This window comes from Desulfosporosinus sp. BICA1-9 (assembly GCF_000802135.1).
This window is the reverse complement of record NZ_JUEE01000209.1, coordinates 23068-39195: the sequence shown is the minus strand read 5'-3', so window position 1 is coordinate 39195 and position 16128 is coordinate 23068. Positions and strand designations below refer to the sequence as shown.

18 protein-coding genes are annotated in these 16128 nt (G+C 42.6%); 13 read left to right on the top strand and 5 right to left on the bottom strand.

The features are described from left to right. The first annotated feature begins 58 nt into the window (after positions 1-58). Together JL57_RS26090 and JL57_RS26085 are read left to right on the top strand one after the other, a co-directional pair. Complete coding sequence (locus JL57_RS26090) at positions 59-772, top strand: FadR/GntR family transcriptional regulator (protein WP_034144815.1); 714 nt, start codon at positions 59-61, stop codon at positions 770-772. Between the two features lie 259 nt (positions 773-1031). Further along, positions 1032-2102, top strand: a complete 1071-nt coding sequence (locus JL57_RS26085) for a 4Fe-4S binding protein (RefSeq protein WP_034144838.1) — start codon at positions 1032-1034, stop codon at positions 2100-2102. 30 nt (positions 2103-2132) lie between these two features. Here the strand turns inward: JL57_RS26085 and JL57_RS26080 are convergent, their stop codons facing one another. Next, positions 2133-2408, bottom strand: a complete 276-nt coding sequence (locus JL57_RS26080; protein WP_034144814.1) for a carboxymuconolactone decarboxylase family protein — start codon at positions 2406-2408, stop codon at positions 2133-2135. A 585-nt stretch (positions 2409-2993) separates the two neighbouring features. On the opposite strand from JL57_RS26080, the gene JL57_RS26075 reads away from it, so the two are divergent. Further along, the gene (locus tag JL57_RS26075; protein ID WP_034144813.1) at positions 2994-3497 is read left to right on the top strand and encodes an Rrf2 family transcriptional regulator; all 504 of its coding nucleotides are present in this window, start codon (positions 2994-2996) and stop codon (positions 3495-3497) included. 363 nt (positions 3498-3860) lie between these two features. Here the strand turns inward: JL57_RS26075 and JL57_RS26070 are convergent, their stop codons facing one another. The 4 genes from JL57_RS26070 to JL57_RS26055 are packed head-to-tail and all read right to left on the bottom strand — an operon-like array spanning position 3861 to position 6281. Beyond that, on the bottom strand, positions 3861-4334 hold the full coding sequence (locus JL57_RS26070; protein WP_034144812.1) for a DsrE/DsrF/DrsH-like family protein: 474 nt from the start codon (positions 4332-4334) through the stop codon (positions 3861-3863). 18 nt (positions 4335-4352) lie between these two features. Beyond that, complete coding sequence (locus JL57_RS26065) at positions 4353-4667, bottom strand: TusE/DsrC/DsvC family sulfur relay protein (protein ID WP_034144811.1); 315 nt, start codon at positions 4665-4667, stop codon at positions 4353-4355. A 35-nt stretch (positions 4668-4702) separates the two neighbouring features. Beyond that, positions 4703-5956 carry an NAD(P)/FAD-dependent oxidoreductase gene (locus tag JL57_RS26060; RefSeq protein WP_034144810.1) on the bottom strand — a complete coding sequence of 418 codons (1254 nt, stop codon included), beginning with the start codon at positions 5954-5956 and terminating at the stop codon, positions 4703-4705. Between the two features lie 58 nt (positions 5957-6014). Continuing rightward, on the bottom strand, positions 6015-6281 hold the full coding sequence (locus tag JL57_RS26055) for a metal-sensitive transcriptional regulator (protein WP_034144809.1): 267 nt from the start codon (positions 6279-6281) through the stop codon (positions 6015-6017). Between the two features lie 982 nt (positions 6282-7263). On the opposite strand from JL57_RS26055, the gene JL57_RS26050 reads away from it, so the two are divergent. From JL57_RS26050 to JL57_RS26005, 10 genes are all read left to right on the top strand, one after another. Continuing rightward, positions 7264-8523: an NAD(P)/FAD-dependent oxidoreductase gene (locus JL57_RS26050; RefSeq protein ID WP_034144808.1), complete on the top strand. Its 1260-nt coding sequence runs from the start codon at positions 7264-7266 to the stop codon at positions 8521-8523. Positions 8524-8564: 41 nt separating this feature from the next. Continuing rightward, entirely contained in the window at positions 8565-9044 is a 480-nt protein-coding gene (locus JL57_RS26045; protein WP_034144807.1) for a hypothetical protein, read from the top strand. Between the two features lie 240 nt (positions 9045-9284). Beyond that, positions 9285-9701 (top strand): HutP family protein, encoded by a 417-nt coding sequence (locus tag JL57_RS26040; RefSeq protein ID WP_034144806.1) that lies wholly within the window; start codon positions 9285-9287, stop codon positions 9699-9701. A gap of 11 nt (positions 9702-9712) precedes the next feature. Further along, positions 9713-10078, top strand: a complete 366-nt coding sequence (gene aroH, locus JL57_RS26035) for a chorismate mutase (protein WP_034144805.1) — start codon at positions 9713-9715, stop codon at positions 10076-10078. A 60-nt stretch (positions 10079-10138) separates the two neighbouring features. Beyond that, a complete protein-coding gene (gene aroF / locus JL57_RS26030; RefSeq protein ID WP_291300587.1) occupies positions 10139-10963 on the top strand; it encodes a 3-deoxy-7-phosphoheptulonate synthase in 825 nt (274 codons plus the stop codon). 488 nt (positions 10964-11451) lie between these two features. Beyond that, entirely contained in the window at positions 11452-12489 is a 1038-nt protein-coding gene (aroF, locus tag JL57_RS26025) for a 3-deoxy-7-phosphoheptulonate synthase (protein ID WP_034144836.1), read from the top strand. A 7-nt stretch (positions 12490-12496) separates the two neighbouring features. Beyond that, the gene (locus JL57_RS26020; RefSeq protein ID WP_034144835.1) at positions 12497-13399 is read left to right on the top strand and encodes a prephenate dehydrogenase/arogenate dehydrogenase family protein; all 903 of its coding nucleotides are present in this window, start codon (positions 12497-12499) and stop codon (positions 13397-13399) included. Positions 13400-13592: 193 nt separating this feature from the next. Then, positions 13593-14879 carry a 3-phosphoshikimate 1-carboxyvinyltransferase gene (gene aroA / locus JL57_RS26015; protein ID WP_034144804.1) on the top strand — a complete coding sequence of 429 codons (1287 nt, stop codon included), beginning with the start codon at positions 13593-13595 and terminating at the stop codon, positions 14877-14879. Between the two features lie 84 nt (positions 14880-14963). Next, positions 14964-15713, top strand: coding sequence for an AzlC family ABC transporter permease (locus JL57_RS26010; protein WP_291300586.1), 750 nt, complete (start codon positions 14964-14966; stop codon positions 15711-15713). Between the two features lie 41 nt (positions 15714-15754). Next, the gene (locus tag JL57_RS26005) at positions 15755-16075 is read left to right on the top strand and encodes an AzlD domain-containing protein (RefSeq protein ID WP_034144803.1); all 321 of its coding nucleotides are present in this window, start codon (positions 15755-15757) and stop codon (positions 16073-16075) included. The last annotated feature ends 53 nt before the right edge of the window (positions 16076-16128 follow it).

The following is a 16128-nucleotide window of genomic DNA, read 5'->3' as shown; positions in this document are numbered from 1 at the left end:
TTGTGTTACACTATTTACTGGTACAATTATTGATACCAATGACGAGGAGTGAAAAAGGGTGAATCTAAAACCCATTAAAACCCGAAAAATTTACGAGCAGATTGTCGACCAAGTAGGACACCTAGTTGCTGAAGGACAGTTAAAACCCGGTGACCGTTTACCTTCAGAACGAGAATTAGTTGAGCGGTTTCAAGTAAGTCGAGCCTCTATTCGAGAGGCTATTAGTGCTCTTGAGATGATGGGTTTAATCGAAGTTCGTTCTGGAGAAGGAACGTACATTAGACAGGTTAACATTGAATCGGTGATTACCCCTCTCGCTTGGATGCTTTTCATTGAAACTGATTCGGATTTAGAGCTTTATGAAGCTCGAAAGATTTTGGAGGTCCAGGCTGCGGGATTAGCGGCAGAGAGAGCGGATGATGATGAGATCAAAGATTTGTATGAGGCACTAGAAATTATGCGCATGGACCTTGAAAACCATCGTTTAGGGGAAGATGCTGATCATCAATTCCATTACTCAATTGCTAGGGCAACGCATAATAAAATTCTAATTCGTCTCATGAATACGCTCTCCGATACTATGCAAAAATCGTTAAAATCAAGCCGCAGTCGACTCTACGAACGCGGTGACACCCCAAAGAAATTATATGATGAACATTGTAAAATTTATGAGGCGATAAAAAATCATGATGCAGAAAAGGCCCAAAAATTTATGTTGGACCATTTGCTCGGGGTCGAGAGACACTTGGCAAAGTATTTAAATATAGACTAAAAATGGCGGAAACACTAATAGTGCTTCCGCCTCTTTTTTAGTTTATTCAGACTTTCACTCTCATGCCGCTATGTGGCGTCACTGACGAATGCCAATGCGCCATAAAGGGCATCCTAGGAGGCATTCGTCACAGAAGTCTCGATGTCAGCCTTAGCTGAACAAGTTCTTATCGAAAGCTGATTGAAAAGTTGTAGTTAGAGGAAATTTGGGATTAAAAGCGAATAGTCATGTAGGAGGAAATGATAGTGAGGATAAGATTATGACATGTCAAATGGTATACTACAATGGGAACTGTCTTAATACGAAAAAGCCGTTTGCCCAGCCTTGTCAATTGTGTATAGAACGTTGTCCGCATCAAGCTATCTCAGAGTATCGACAGCTGGATGCTAAACAATGTACGGAATGCGGAGTGTGTATGGCCGTGTGCCCGAGTGACGGTTTTGCAGATCGGACCATGGACAATCTTCATGATTTTCTAATAGAGACTGAAAAAATTGTTTTAAATTGCCCTAAAGCAAGGCCCCTCGGGTTTGAAATCCCTTGCTTGGGAATATTTGATCGAGATAGCTGGATGACACTTGCGATTTTGGCTAAGGAAAAGTCTGTCACGATTATGACTGGTGTATGTTCAGATTGCGATGATCGTCTTGCTTGCGCAACGAGTGTTCAGATTTTTAAACAGGTTCATCTGGACTGGCCAGAGCATCCCCTTGTCCACATTCAAGTTCACTCGGATGAAGGGAGTGCTATTGAACCAGAGCCTGCAGTTGTTGCCCCTCTCCATTTGAAACGGAAAACAAAATCAGGCTGGAGGCAAATGAGCAAGGAAAAGATGGAAGAATGGCTACCAAGCCTGGCCGGCGATGATATATATCCAATACCCAAATCGCGTCAGTGGCTGATTGAGGCTTTAGGGGCTGCTTCAGAGGAGAAAATCCCCTTCAGAGCTTTAACCGTTTCCGATAGTTGTACAAGTTGCGGTGTCTGTGCAGCAATTTGCCCACAAGGCGCGTTACAAAAGCGAGAAGAGATGAATCCTGATCCGAGTACAGAGGAGCTTAACACAGAGGATAAGATCCAGAAATTGCGTCTTATTCTGGAACCCCAAAAGTGTGTTCATTGCCAGCGATGCGTGGAAACTTGCCCTCCAAAAGCATTATCATTTAAGCTTAAATCATTGTCACATCGTTTACTTACGGGTAAAATACTGATCCACGAGGGTCAGCCGGGGTATTGCATTCGATGTGGCAAACGGATTTTTGATAAGGCTGAATTATGTTTAGTCTGCGCAACCAGTAATCCTGATGGCCGCGGTTTTTTTTCGAACTAGCTTTATAGGAGCATGCCAGAGTGGAGGAGCTTAGGAATGGTGACTTCCGCAGCCGCACCCGCACTGGGCACTAGGCTCGTGTGCTTGTTTCTTAGGTTCGCGCAAAAGCTGATTGGCTAAATGAGTTACATGAGAAATGGGCTGTTGTTGAATCTCTTTAGCCAAATTGATAACTTCTTCGATTTCTTGGGGGGTTAAACCTAAGTTTAGGGCCGCTGTGACCGTAACACGAAGGGTTGCAAGGGCATTACAGGCTACTGCTGCAGATATTTGTACTAGAGCAAGGGTCCGTTGGTCGAGACTCATGAAACATTCCTCCTAATTTTGCTTTAGCTGTTCTTGGGACTTGCGATAATCTTAGCACAGAAGAGTTCTGAGGGCAAAGGGGAGGAAGTGTCTTAACATCCTACGCCGGTAAGTATTTCCATTGGGATCACGGCTTCGGCGATACTCTCCACTGGAGACTATCGTGTTTCATTGCTATTCGCTTGATGATATGGCTAAAACTCAAAACCTCTGGGCTTTCTGGTCGAATGCTATGCCGTCACGGTGCCTTACCGTCCATGGCGGCGCTCTAATCTCGAACGTTCTGTTCGAGTCTTGGCGCATTCGACACTTGGCACGTCCTGTGCCGGCGCATGTGAACCGTTGAGTTTCTTAAAAAAATTTGAAATCCTGTTCTTTTCCTGCATGGCTTTAAATCTTCTTTAAAGGGAAATATTATCATCAAAAGGAATTGGTGGTTTTTTGTAGAAAGTAAATAAAAGTGATAAATTTGCATAAAGTCAATATATATTAAAGATAATCATTATCTACTATTGAATCATGTTATATCGACAAAAAATAATTAAGTATTATGTGGGGACTTTATTATTTAGGAGGTGGATTGTATTGCAATTTTCCATAGGAGTAGAGTATGCATTACATTGTTTATTATATATGGTAGATATTCCATCAGGAAAGGCTGTTGGAATTAAAGATTTAGCGACATTTCAGGGAGTTTCAGAAACTTATTTATCAAAAGTATATACAAAATTAAGGAAAGCCGGGATTGTGAAGTCAATTTCAGGTGTTAATGGGGGATATGAGTTAGCACGTATTCCAGAAAGCATAACCTTTTGGAATATAGTTGAAGCAGTAGAAGGGACGACTCCATTATTTCAATGTGCAGAGATTAGACAAAATGAGATATTGTTTGATAAAAATAATTTACCTGATACATATACAAAATGTCCTTGCTTGATAAAAGTTGTAATGGTAGAAGCAGAAGACCAGATGAGACAGTATTTGAACAATAAGACTTTAGGATGGCTTCATGAACAAGTTAGTAACAAGATTCCTGAAGAGCATGGAAAAGCAACGATTGAATGGTTCAATAATACTAAATCGCGATAAAATTTAAGAAGCATAAAATTGCCACATCAGATTTCTCCAAAACGATTGTTTAATATGCGTGTCTTTGAATTGTCGAGACGAACATTCAAATTACGGAGAACAGCACTATAAATTGGTGTGGCTTTTTTGTAGGCATTAAAACTTAATTCGCTACGTCGAATTATGCTTATTATGCGTCGTAACGATCTTACAGAGGTTTAACGGGACATCCGCCCGTGGTGCCCTCTGGTCTCGTTAGGCTTATGTTGATATAAACAGCCCGATTATCCATTTCATTTTTAACAATATATCATGAAAAGAGGCAGCAGATATTCCATTAGAATATCTGCTGCCTCAACAATTGTCGGAGAACCGGTTATCTTTTTAGGTAAATATTATTTGACCTCCAGCTGAGATGTCATAAAATTCTCCTACTGTCAATATTTTTTCTACTTGATCGCAAAAATCTTCTTTTTTCAATTTGAACATCTCTACGCTAGCTAAGCAAGCATATATTTTGCCGCCAGCATCATCAATCATTTCGATAAATTCCGGTATTGGCGGAATATCTAATTCTTCCATCTGCTTCTTCATCATCCTAGTTGCAAAATACGACATTCCGGGAATAGCTCCAATTAAAGTGGGTATACCCATTGCCGGATTACCAACAGTGGCAACTTTAATATTGGCCATCTTCTTTTTAGTGATTGCATCCATTCCAAAAAATGTGAAAAATAGATTGGCTTCGATTCCTTGCATTCTTGCTCCATTAGCCATAATTAACGCTGGGTATATTCCCTCCAGAGATCCCTTTGATACAACAATCGAGACCTTTTTAATCTTTTCGTTATTTGACATTTTTCTTTCCCCTTCCATTTAAACACAACTAACAGGCTTGCTTAATCCAGCTATTTTAGCAGCCTTTAAGATAGGTCCTTCTGGAAACAGTGCATATAGTTCTTTGGTTGCAATACCGCCTGCATTTTTAACTCTTCTAATAGTTGGCATTTTTTCTGTTTCAGCAAAATCCTTCTGTAAGAATTCAATCACTTTCCAATGACCTTCAGTTAATTCGTTAATTCCAATTTCTTTTGCTATTGCCCAAGCTATTTCTTTGTTCCATTGAGCCTGATTAGTCAAGTATCCTTCTTCAGTAACGTCTACAGAATAACCCGCAATTACTTTTTCCATAGCTAATCCTCCCTAATTATTAGTGATTTCTATGCTTAAACATCAACCGATAATCCTTCAAGTTTCTTGCCGCTCTTTTTCATATCTGGCGAAACAGTAGGAATCGGAATGCCTTTCAATAGCATATTCCAGTAGATGTGTCTAAAAGCCAATTTCCCTAAGTGGTTTATTCTCGTTTCTTTTAAGAGTGAAAAAGGGCCAATCCCAGGCAGAGGAAATGTTCCTTCAACAGGCTCAATTTCATAATTAAAATCAATTAAAAGTGCTTTATGGTATCCTGATTCGATAAAACAGTTTGCGTGACCATCGAAGCTAGCAGTTAAAGGCTGATTATTAATATAACTTAGGATATTATGAGTTAGAATTTCTGCTTCAAAATGGGCGACAGAACCAGCCTTTGAAGCTGGAATATCGGTGGCATCCCCAATGACAAATATATTCTTGTGAGCTTTAGATTGAAGAGTATGTTTGTCAGTCGGTACAAAGTTTAAGTCGTCACCTAAATCAGAGCGTTCTATCAGCTTGCTTCCCATATTTACCGGAATCGTTACAAGAAGATCGTAAGTTACTTCTCTGTCATCCAACGATACAAGCTTTCTGCTTTCCGCATCTACATGACTCACATTGAAATTCTTAATTAAATCTATATTTTTTTGTGGAAAATAGTCACCTAAGACATCTGCACACTTCTGCTTCGTAAAGGCACTGTCTAGTGGAGTAACATAACTTAGTTCGACCTTTTTACGATTTTTTTTCTTTTCTGAAAAGAACCAGTCTGCAAGAAAAACAAATTCAAGTGGAGCAACGGGACATTTAATTGGCATTTCACTTATGTGAACAACTAATTTACCTCCCTCCCAATTTTTCAATTTATCCCTTAGGGCAACTGCACCCTCAATAGTATAGAAGTCGAAAATATCTTTTCTCCAGCCCTGGTCTACCCCTTCCACTTCTTCGGGGGCAATTTCACATCCTGTTGCAATAATTAATATGTCATAAGGGATAATTTTCTCGTCGCCTAATATGACTTGTTTTTTTTCTGCTTCAATCAACTCTATAGGAGCTTGAATATATTTCACCTCCTTTGGAAGAAGGTTAGTTTTTTCTTTTATTACGTCTTTTTCCGAATAGACCCCAAAAGGAATGAACAGAAACCCTGGTTGATAGTAATGTTTTTCATGTTGATCGACAATCGTTATTGACCATTCATTTTTGTTAACTTTCTTGACAAGATGATTGGCCATCATAGTTCCAGCGGTACCTGCCCCCAAAATTAATATTTTCTTCATATTTAACTCCCATTCCGCCTTCTTGATGTATAATTTCTCATGAAGGCTTAAATTTTTATTAACTGATCTTTAAAATATTTTCAAGTATTTTAGTTATTTCCTTTTTTATATCTTTTTCTTCAACTAATGCCTTTTCTATAAATTGCTCAACCATATGTTTATTAATCATTAGCTTAACCTTTGTCATGGAGGCGGTTACAGCCGCCATTTGTACCAAAATATCAGCGCATTCTTTTCCTCCTTCAATCATCTTTTCTATACCGCTGATGTGACCCCGAATAATTCTAAAACGGTTAATTATGGTTTCTTTCTCGGTGTCAACCATATTAACAACTCCTAATTTCTTCATTTACACTTAGTTCATACTTTAACTAGTAAAACCTTATTCCCGCCCCCGGGGGGGGAGGTTTAAAGTTATTGTACTATTCCTATGTGTTTGTGTCAATGGAAAATCCACAAAAATACCATTACAGACACGCTATAATAGAGCTATCAAGCTTGCTCTTGTTTCTCTTATTAATTTAAAAAACCTTGATACTCTCTGCTTTCAGAGATCTCAAGGTTTTATAGTAACGATTTACAAATCTAACTTATGGTGGGTTTGAGAGGACTCGAACCTCCGACCCCAATGTCATCAAGCTGTGCTGACATAATTAGGAAGACTTTTATTTAGCTTATAAATCGGCTAAATAAAAGTTGATAAAAATATTCAAAAAGATGCAAAAACCACTTGACTCTCACAAAATATCGCTATAATTATTTTGAATACCATTTATTGGCATATAGGATGAAGGACGTTATATCTATATGAAAAAACTTTTCTAGAGGGACTTATCCGTACAGAACAGCTTATTGACGATATTGTGTTTATGTGTGAAAATCTAAAGAAAGCTACCTGTTTTAAAGCAGCCCATTGTTATTCGGCGGAACTTGTCGTTCCGAGTAGGGTCCGGGAACCTACAGGAACTTACTCGGAACGACAACAAATGATACCTTGCGAGCAAGTTCCGCCGAGTACCAATGTTCAATGAACTTTCCTTCGGGTTATCTTGTTTGACTATTTATCTTAGGCTCAGCACTTGCATGGTGCGAACAAAGTGCAAGTTGGGGACGGCTCGTGACTTGCATGCTTGACTTCATGCCCGTTCGCATATGTTTCATTGGGAGGAAGTATTTTAACCTGAATAGAGGGGTAGAATTATAAAATTTAATTTCCAAAGCAATAGTGTACATATTATTTAGTTAAAGAAGAAATGTTAAGTTATGGCCTCTGGCTTGAAAAGAGCCACTAAAGAAAGGAATAAACTATGAACGAGTATCAAGTTATTGTGGTTGGTGGTGGAGCTGCAGGTATGATGGCTGCTGGACAAGCGGCTATAGGAAGCGCGAAGGTTCTTTTAGTTGAAAAGAAAGAACGTCTGGGCCGGAAGATTGCGATCACTGGTAAAGGACGTTGTAATATAACGAACGAAGAAAACGTGTCAGATTTTATCAGCCACTACCCTGGAAATGGACGGTTCTTGCACGGTATTTTAAGAGGTTTCGATAATGTAGCCTTACGGGATTTTTTTGCTCGGTACGGGGTCGAGACGAAAGTCGAACGTGGAGGACGTGTTTTCCCGATTTCAGATGACGCTGAAAAGATTGTAGATGCCTTAGCGGCGTTTTTAACAGAAACAGGAGTAGAGGTCCGATCTGGAATCACGGTTGAGGAAATTCTAGTTGAGAACGGTCATGTTGCTGGGGTTCGAGGACATGGTCAGAAAAAGTTCTTGGCGCCTGTAGTGATCGTTTGTACGGGAGGCTCATCCTATCCAGCGACCGGGTCAAGTGGGGATGGATTTCGATTTGCCCGTAAACTGGGGCACAAAGTAATAACCCCCAGGCCCGCTTTGGTGCCACTTAAAACGGCGGAAGATTGGGTGAAGGAGCTTCAGGGATTATCCTTGAAGAACGTTGAGGGGTCCTTGTGGATCGATGGAAAGAAGCAGATAACTGAGTTTGGCGAAATGCTGTTTACACATTTTGGGGTATCCGGTCCCATTATCTTAACCATGAGCCGTCGCGCAGGGGATGCCTTGTGTAACGGGGAGCAGGTCGAGTTACGGGTTAATTTTAAACCAGCCCTTACCCAAGAACAATTAGATGCCCGTGTTCAACGTGATTTTCAAAAGTACAGCAATAAGCAGTTTAAGAATGCTCTGGATGACCTATTACCTCAAAGTCTGATTCCGGTTATGATCCGTTTGAGCGGAATTAACCCAGAAGGAGTAGTGCATCAAATCAGCCGCGAACAACGAAAACGCTTGCTCAGACTGTTACAAGAGTTGCCTATGACGATTACAGAAACCCTTTCTATAGAGACCGCGATTGTTACAGCCGGTGGAGTTGATGTTAAAGAGATTAACCCCAAAACAATGGCTTCAAAATGTCTTGAAGGGCTTTATTGGGCCGGTGAAGTAGTGGATGTCGATGGTATTACAGGAGGTTATAACCTTCAGGCGGCCTTTGCAATGGGCTATCGGGCGGGATGTGCGGCTCGAGAGGTTGCTTTATCCGTGGTCTGATTTAGACATCTCTTGCATAAACTCTATTTGAGGTGGTGCAAGTGCGTCGTAGAGGAAGCCTGTTAGAGTGGCTCTGGAATATTGTCCAGCGGGGAGAACGCCGGATCATTCGAGTCGTGGTCTTGGCATCGGTAATACTTGTCTTAATGCAGTTAAGTGCAATTAGAGATCCGGTACAATTTTATATGGCAATGGCAGAACGGGTTGAAGCTCCTTCTTTGGACCTTCCTTCCCTTGCCAAGCCAACCTTAGTAGAATCAGTTAACGTCTGGAATGTGACATTGAAAGCGATACCAGCTGCACCGATTCGTGTACTTCAAAATGGTAAAGTTATTGCGACTTTAGCCAAGGGGGAACAGCAAATAACGGTTCAATCCGGTCAAATCCAACTGGATGGTGTGGGTATAGCTCAGCGCATTCAGGTTCAAGTCCTCAAGAAAGATCCTCAATTACTTGAGCCGCGTCAAAACCAGATTTTCGTGGTGCAGGGAAATATTCAGAATGTAACTGTAAGGCACTAATCTTGCAAAGCTCTCTTTAGCGTAATATAATTACATCAATCATAAATATATTTTCTCATAAACTATTGAGAAAAGGAGGGTAGAATGGTAGGATGGGAATTATTCGCTTTAGTATAGAAGAATGGTGGGATGGTTAAATTAAGAAATCAAAGACACTACTTAGTGTCTTTTTCTACCATTCCGCACGTCTTGTTCACGAATAAGAGTGGGATCAATTCGTGGGAAAGGAAGAATGCGTACATGGCACAAAGTAAAAAGATTGCGCTCGCAGCATTAAGAATGGCGATGACAGAGAGCAGAGAAGAAGAGGCTCAATTAAAAGAGTCTTATCAACGGTTGGGGGTAAAAACTGCTGCAGTCGATTATGGTGGAGAGTATATTAGTTCGGTTCGCAAGATCGTAGAACGGGCAATTGTAGCGGCAAAACGCGAAGGAGCTATTAAAGAAACACATGGGGATGAAGGGGCTGTAGCCGGTGCAACTCGCGAGGCCTTAAGTCAAATCATGAATAAAGCTTTGGGTTTAAATATTGGCGGAAAGATTGGAATCGCTCGTCAGAGTGATCATTTGAGCGTAGCGGTATTCTTCGGAATAGGGCTCTTGCATCTAGATGAAGTAGCAGTAGGATTAGGACATCGCGTCGCTCCTAAGGAATAGGGGGGGTGGGCATGGTGCGAGGAATACGAGGTGCGACAACGGTAGATCGCAATGATCCTCAGGAAATCCGTGAAGCAACCCAGGAACTTTTACAAATTATTCTTAAAGAAAATGCCTTAAGCACTGAAGATTTAGTGAGTGCGATTTTTACGGTGACCCCAGATTTAAATGCAGATTTTCCTGCATCAAGTGCTCGTGCCATAGGATGGCAGTTGGTACCTCTTCTTTGCTCGACAGAAATTCCAGTGCCTGGCGCACTTCCACACTGTATACGAGTGCTTTTACATGCCAATTCTGATCGTTGCCAAAGGGAAATTCGCCACATCTTTTTGCGTAATGCTGTCATATTAAGGAAAGATCTCATAGATGCTGATTAAGTACCTAAGAAATGAACTCGTGAACGAATCGACTAAGCGCAGAGGAAGAAGGAGTGCGGGGTGAATCTAATCACTCGACGGCAAAACAAACAGCAAGAAACCACGACTGTTCGAGTGGGAGATGTTATCATCGGTGGCCCGCAATTGGTGGTCGTAGCTGGTCCGTGTGCAATTGAAAGCTATGAACAGTTATTGAGTACAGCTCTGGAAATTCAACGTCTCGGAGCCACAATGCTTCGTGGTGGAGCATATAAACCAAGAACCTCCCCCTATTCCTTTCGAGGAAAAAGAGAAGGCGGTTTGGAAATGTTAGCACAGATTAGGGAGCTGACAGGACTTCCAGTGGTTACGGAAGTTATGGATGCTCGCGACATTGAACGGGTTGGCGAAGTGGCGGATATGTTTCAAATAGGATCTCGAAATATGCAAAATTATACACTTTTAACTGAAATAGGAAAAACTAAACATCCTGTTTTGTTAAAACGCGGTCTGGCAGCAACCATAGAAGAATGGATTTTTGCCGCGGAGTATATTATGTCAGAAGGAAACGATCAAGTTGTATTGTGTGAACGTGGGATTCGGACCTTTGAGACCTACACCCGAAACACCGTGGACATTACGGCAATTCCAGCTTTAAAAGAACTAACTCATTTGCCTGTTTTTTTAGACCCAAGTCATGGTACTGGAAGATGGTCATTGGTCAAACCTGTCGCTTTAGCAGGAATTGCTGCTGGCGCAGATGGTTTAATGATCGAAGTACATCCTCAACCAGAAATTGCCTTAAGTGATGGAGATCAATCGTTGAACTTTGAACATTTCGCTGAACTTATGGAAAGTGTTGGGCCTGTGGCTAAAGCTGTGGGTCGAGAATTGATTTTTGCGTGATGGCTTCTTGCTCGTTGACCTAGGCACATATAAAAGACCCGGTTGCAGTTCATACTGAAATCGGGTCTTTCTGCGAGAAATTATTAATCGCAAAATTAGTAACCTACACCCTGATACATCCAAGTTTACAGAATAATATGAATACTATGGTTGGGGTTGTAGAGATAGCCCCTTCTGTGGTAAGATAGCTCTAATTTAATTTTTACTTCGTGATTAGATTAGCAAGCTTTGCTTGGCAAAGCTTATGTAGGATGGCCGGCTGTGGTTGTTGCGGGTGCTTCATTAGCGAAGGACTTGGCAAAGAATAGGTAGAATAGTAGGATGGGAGCGATTGAAAATCAAGGCACCCTCTATTCAGGGTGCCTTTTTGGTTATCACGCGTCCTGATTAATAATTACTGTAGGAACAGACCAGAATAAGAGAGGATTCTTATCTCGTGGTCTCCCTAGATAGATTTAGAGGTAGGATGGTTGAAAGGGGTAAAAAAAATGATTATTGTCTTAAGAAATGGTGCGACGGTAGAACAGATTGAAGAGGTATCCACACGGTTAACGGATGAGGGCTTGAAAATTCATCTTTCCCAAGGGGTCGAAAAAACGATCATGGGAGCAATTGGGGACCGGCAGAAAATTGAATCCCTTGATTTAGAAGCGCTTCCATGGGTAGAAAAAGTAGTGCCGATTTTGGCACCGTATAAGTTAGTCAGTCGAGAGTTTCAACCTGCTGATACTATTATCCGAGTGGGTGGACAAGAAATCGGAGGCAAGACGGTCCATGTTATGGCAGGCCCTTGTGCAGTAGAAAGTAGGGCCCAAATCATGGAAACGGCTTTTGCCATACGCGAGAGTGGTGCGACCTTCTTGCGAGGAGGTGCCTTTAAACCGCGCACGTCTCCTTATTCCTTTCAAGGCTTAGAGGAAGAAGGATTACGCTATTTAGCCGAAGCGCGTGATAAAACGGGGCTATTAGTAGTCACAGAAGTGATTGATGCGCGTGATGTTTCTTTAGTGGCTCATTATTCTGATATTCTCCAAATTGGGGCTCGGAACATGCAAAACTTTATTCTCCTCAAAGAAGTAGCCAAGTGCGGGAAGCCTGTCCTCTTAAAAAGAGGACCTTCTGCCACACTAGAGGAATGGATGATGGCTGCAGAATATATCATGGATGGAGGAAACTACCAAGTAATGTTCTGCGAGCGTGGGATTCGTACCTTTGAGAGTTATACTCGAAATACGCTTGATCTAAGTATGGTCCCTGCTTTGCATGCCCTCTCTCACCTCCCGGTCATAGTTGACCCAAGTCACGGAACTGGGAAGTGGCATTTGGTTCATCCTATGGCCAAAGCAGCCCTTGCTGCTGGTGCCGATGGCTTGATTGTCGAAGTCCATCCTCATCCGGAAAAGGCCGTTTCCGACGGAAAACAGTCCTTAACGCCTGAAAGGTTTCAAACTATGATGAACGATCTATCAAGGCTTACCTCTGTACTAGATCGTGAGTTAGGAGAAGTGAGTAAGCGTGTTGACTGATGGATTGATGAATCCTGAGAATGAAGAATTTTTAACACCAGGCTGGTCAGGTCTTCGGATTCCGAAGGCCTGCATCCTTGGTTTGGGATTGATTGGAGGGTCTTGGGCGGGTGCCTTGCAGCGTGCTGGCTGGGAGGTTTTTGCAGTAGACCCGGAAAAGGCTAGTCTTGATAAAGCTGTGCGTCGGGGCTGGATTCTGGCTGGCTGGACGGAGATGCCTCAGTTTATCGATGTTGATTTAATTGTCTTAGCTCTTCCCATAGAAGAACTGGAAAATGGGTTAGAACAATTGATGGGCAGAATTCCCAAGGGGGCAATTGTCACAGATGTGGGCAGTTTAAAGACGGAAATCTGCCAAAAATCTCGTCATAATGGCTTTGGCGGGCCCTATAATTTTAATTTTATTGGCGGTCACCCAATGACGGGTTCAGAACAGTCAGGGTTTGGAGTCGCGGATCCAGACCTTTTCCGTGGTTATCCCTATGTCCTAACTCCTACCTCAGATTCCTCTCCAGTGGCGGTTGGGAGACTCGTCGAACTTGTTCAAGGGTTCGGAGCCAAAGTTGTCTTTCGAGAAGCGAATGATCATGATGTGGAAGTGGCAATGGTCAGCCATATCCCCCATTTGTTAGCGGTAGCCCTGACATTGGCGGCACAGGATGCCTCAAAAGAAGGGGCATCGACTTTGGCGTTAGCTGGTCGCAGCTTCCGAGACATTACGCGTATTGCAGACAGTTCACCTGAAATGTGGAAGGAAATTATGGTGAGAAATGCTGATGCCATTCTCGATGGGCTTACCCATTGGGAGCAGAGAATAAAAGAACTGCGGGAATGCCTACAGCAAGGAGATGGAGAGTCTATTGCTGAGGCATTTCGCAAGGCACATGCGATTCGAGAGGACATGAAATAATTCCATGTTAGGTAGGAATCGTAAACTTTGCCAGAGCCATAAGTTTACGAAGAATACCACACTAAACACTCCTAGAATAGAAGTGGAGTCTTTAGAAAATTGAAGTAAAACTAATTATTTTGGTAGTTGAATTGAAGTTTGGCAGAAATAAGTGTATAACGTAATGTATAACCTAACTAAGGGGGTAGCACCTATGCGAGGCGTGTATATCAAACCAGCTTCCGACGCGAAAGGAGAAATCCGGGTTCCGGGTGATAAGTCGATTTCTCATCGAGCAGCCCTCTTCGGAGGTATGGCTCAGGGAGAAACCCATGTTTCGAATTTCTTATTAGGCCAGGACTGTTTAAGTACGCTTCGTTGTTTAACTCAACTTGGAGTATCTTGGCAAAGACAAGGGAGCGAAGTTTGGATTAGCGGCGAGGGAATGGAAGCTTGGCAAGAGCCTTCGGATATTCTAGATGCTGGTAATTCTGGAACCACTATGAGATTAATGCTAGGCGTGTTAGCGGGTAGTCCCTTTGCTGTCACCCTGACTGGAGATGCATCACTTAGATCTAGACCTATGCGCCGTGTCACGGACCCACTTAAGCAGATGGGAGCCCAGATAATGGGTCGGCAAGGGGGCAATTTTGCGCCGTTAACTCTACAGGGTGGTCAGTTACAAGGGCAAACATTTCGAACACCGGTCGCTTCGGCTCAAATAAAATCAGCCATTATCTTAGCAGGGTTAAGAGCCAGCGGTGAGACCAGAGTAATGGAACCTGCTCTTTCCAGGGACCACACTGAGCGAATGCTAAGGGGATTTGGCGTGGAGGTTCTAAGTCTCGGTACTGAGGTGTCAGTTCATGGTGGGGGACGTTTAACTGGTCAAAGAATTATTGTTCCAGGAGATATTTCGTCGGCTGCTTTCTTTCTGGTCTTAGGAAGTTTGGTTGGGAGCGGAGAGATAATCTTGACGGATGTTGGAGTGAACCCGACACGTACAGGGATATTGGACGTGCTACAAGCGATGGGTGCGGATATTGAGTTGAGCGATGTTTCGGACGTTTGCGGTGAGCCCAGAGCAAGTTTGCGGGTTCGTCCTGCACGCCTAAAAGGGATAGAAATCGGAGGGTCCATGATTCCAAGACTGATTGATGAGATTCCAATTTTAGCAGTAGCCGCAAGTTTGGCGGAAGGGGAAACGGTGATTCGTGACGCGGCCGAACTGCGCATCAAGGAAAGTGATCGGATTCGCGCAGTGGCTGAGGGCCTAAATGCCCTAGGGGCCAAGGTCGAGGAAATGCCTGATGGGTTGCGGATTCATGGTCAGCCTTCCTTACGCGGTGGCTACGCGAATAGTCTTGGAGATCATCGCTTGGCTATGGCTTGGGCTATCGCTGGGCTGCTCTCCACAGATGGGGTCAGCGTAGAAAACATGGAGGCTGCTGAGGTATCTTATCCTGATTTTTTGACCGTGATCAAGCAGGTAACTGAGTGACCCTCTATCATGGAGAACGTCGAGTCCTTGAAGCATTTGACTGGTTTTATACCATGGAGAAAGAGTGACTGGAGCTGAACCGCAATGGAACGTCAAGTTCTAATTCCTATAGAAAAGGAAAGCAATCTAAACGCAAATGCCAATTTAGGGTTGGTCTATGGCTTGCGTCAGTCTCTGACCATTGTTATTGGGTATACGCCAGTAGCTATTACCTTTGGAATCTTAGCGACTCAGTTCGGTTTAACCATTTGGGAAGCCGGGCTGATGTCTTTCTTTGTTTACGCAGGTGCCTCGCAATTTATTGCTATTGAAATGATCCATCAGGGAGCGACCCCTTTGATGATTGGCGTGACTACCCTTATTATTAATATTCGGCATCTCCTGATGAGCTTGTCAATCGTTCCCTTTTTTCCAGAAAGAACCCTTCCCTGGTCTCTGGGTCTAGCCCAGGGACTTACTGACGAAACCTTTGTACTCAATACGAAGGTTTTAAAGGAGGTCGGTAGTGAAGAAAATCGTCGCAGGGTTATGCAGGGAATTAATTTAGGCGCTTTCTCTTGCTGGGTCATCTTTACGATCCTAGGTGGCTTGATTGGCAATTGGTTGCCGGTTGAATTCTCTGGTTTTCAATTTGCGCTTTTAGCGTTGTTCATTATTTTAACAACTTCCTCCTTATCTAAGAAAAATTACCTGACCTACCTTATAGCAGCCATACTAGCAATTGCACTTAAGTTACTTATTCCTGGAAAAATCTATCTAATTCTAAGTGTTGTCCTTGCTGCGGGGATCGGGGCATGGTGGAGGCGCAGAAAACTGCCTTCCTTAGAATTATAATAAGAGTCAGAGATAGCTACAAAGGAAGAGGGCGAAGAGGGATGTCCATCGAATATCTTGCCATAATTGCATTAATGACTTTAGTCACATATGGCTCGCGTGTTTTACCCTTCCTGCTGTTTAAGGGAAAGAATGTTCAAGGTTTTACTCGGGACTTTATCGAACTTGTCCCTATTGCTTTATTGGCCGCCCTTGTTATACCTGAATTGGTGATACCGGAAGGATCAATCGTCCTCATACATAACCCTTTTTTATGGACTGGAGCACTAATGTTTGTTTTTTCTAAGTTTGTACCGAATTTATTTCTAGGTATTATTTTTGGGATGACTGCCTTCTGGGGCTTGGATAAATTACTTTTATAAACTCTCAAAATCAGAGAAGGCATCAACAGTTAAATGTTGATGCCTTCTAGTAC

Excerpts from the sequence above, each read along its gene's own strand:
- JL57_RS26085 (WP_034144838.1), top strand. The coding sequence starts at position 1,032 with ATGACATGTCAAATGGTATACTACAATGGGAACTGTCTTAATACGAAA.
- JL57_RS26080 (WP_034144814.1), bottom strand. The coding sequence starts at position 2,408 with ATGAGTCTCGACCAACGGACCCTTGCTCTAGTACAAATATCTGCAGCA.
- JL57_RS26070 (WP_034144812.1), bottom strand. The coding sequence starts at position 4,334 with ATGTCAAATAACGAAAAGATTAAAAAGGTCTCGATTGTTGTATCAAAG.
- JL57_RS26065 (WP_034144811.1), bottom strand. The coding sequence starts at position 4,667 with ATGGAAAAAGTAATTGCGGGTTATTCTGTAGACGTTACTGAAGAAGGA.
- JL57_RS26060 (WP_034144810.1), bottom strand. The coding sequence starts at position 5,956 with ATGAAGAAAATATTAATTTTGGGGGCAGGTACCGCTGGAACTATGATG.
- JL57_RS26055 (WP_034144809.1), bottom strand. The coding sequence starts at position 6,281 with ATGGTTGACACCGAGAAAGAAACCATAATTAACCGTTTTAGAATTATT.
- JL57_RS26050 (WP_034144808.1), top strand. The coding sequence starts at position 7,264 with ATGAACGAGTATCAAGTTATTGTGGTTGGTGGTGGAGCTGCAGGTATG.
- JL57_RS26040 (WP_034144806.1), top strand. The coding sequence starts at position 9,285 with ATGGCACAAAGTAAAAAGATTGCGCTCGCAGCATTAAGAATGGCGATG.
- aroH (WP_034144805.1), top strand. The coding sequence starts at position 9,713 with ATGGTGCGAGGAATACGAGGTGCGACAACGGTAGATCGCAATGATCCT.
- aroF (WP_034144836.1), top strand. The coding sequence starts at position 11,452 with ATGATTATTGTCTTAAGAAATGGTGCGACGGTAGAACAGATTGAAGAG.
- JL57_RS26020 (WP_034144835.1), top strand. The coding sequence starts at position 12,497 with ATGAATCCTGAGAATGAAGAATTTTTAACACCAGGCTGGTCAGGTCTT.
- aroA (WP_034144804.1), top strand. The coding sequence starts at position 13,593 with ATGCGAGGCGTGTATATCAAACCAGCTTCCGACGCGAAAGGAGAAATC.
- JL57_RS26010 (WP_291300586.1), top strand. The coding sequence starts at position 14,964 with ATGGAACGTCAAGTTCTAATTCCTATAGAAAAGGAAAGCAATCTAAAC.
- JL57_RS26005 (WP_034144803.1), top strand. The coding sequence starts at position 15,755 with ATGTCCATCGAATATCTTGCCATAATTGCATTAATGACTTTAGTCACA.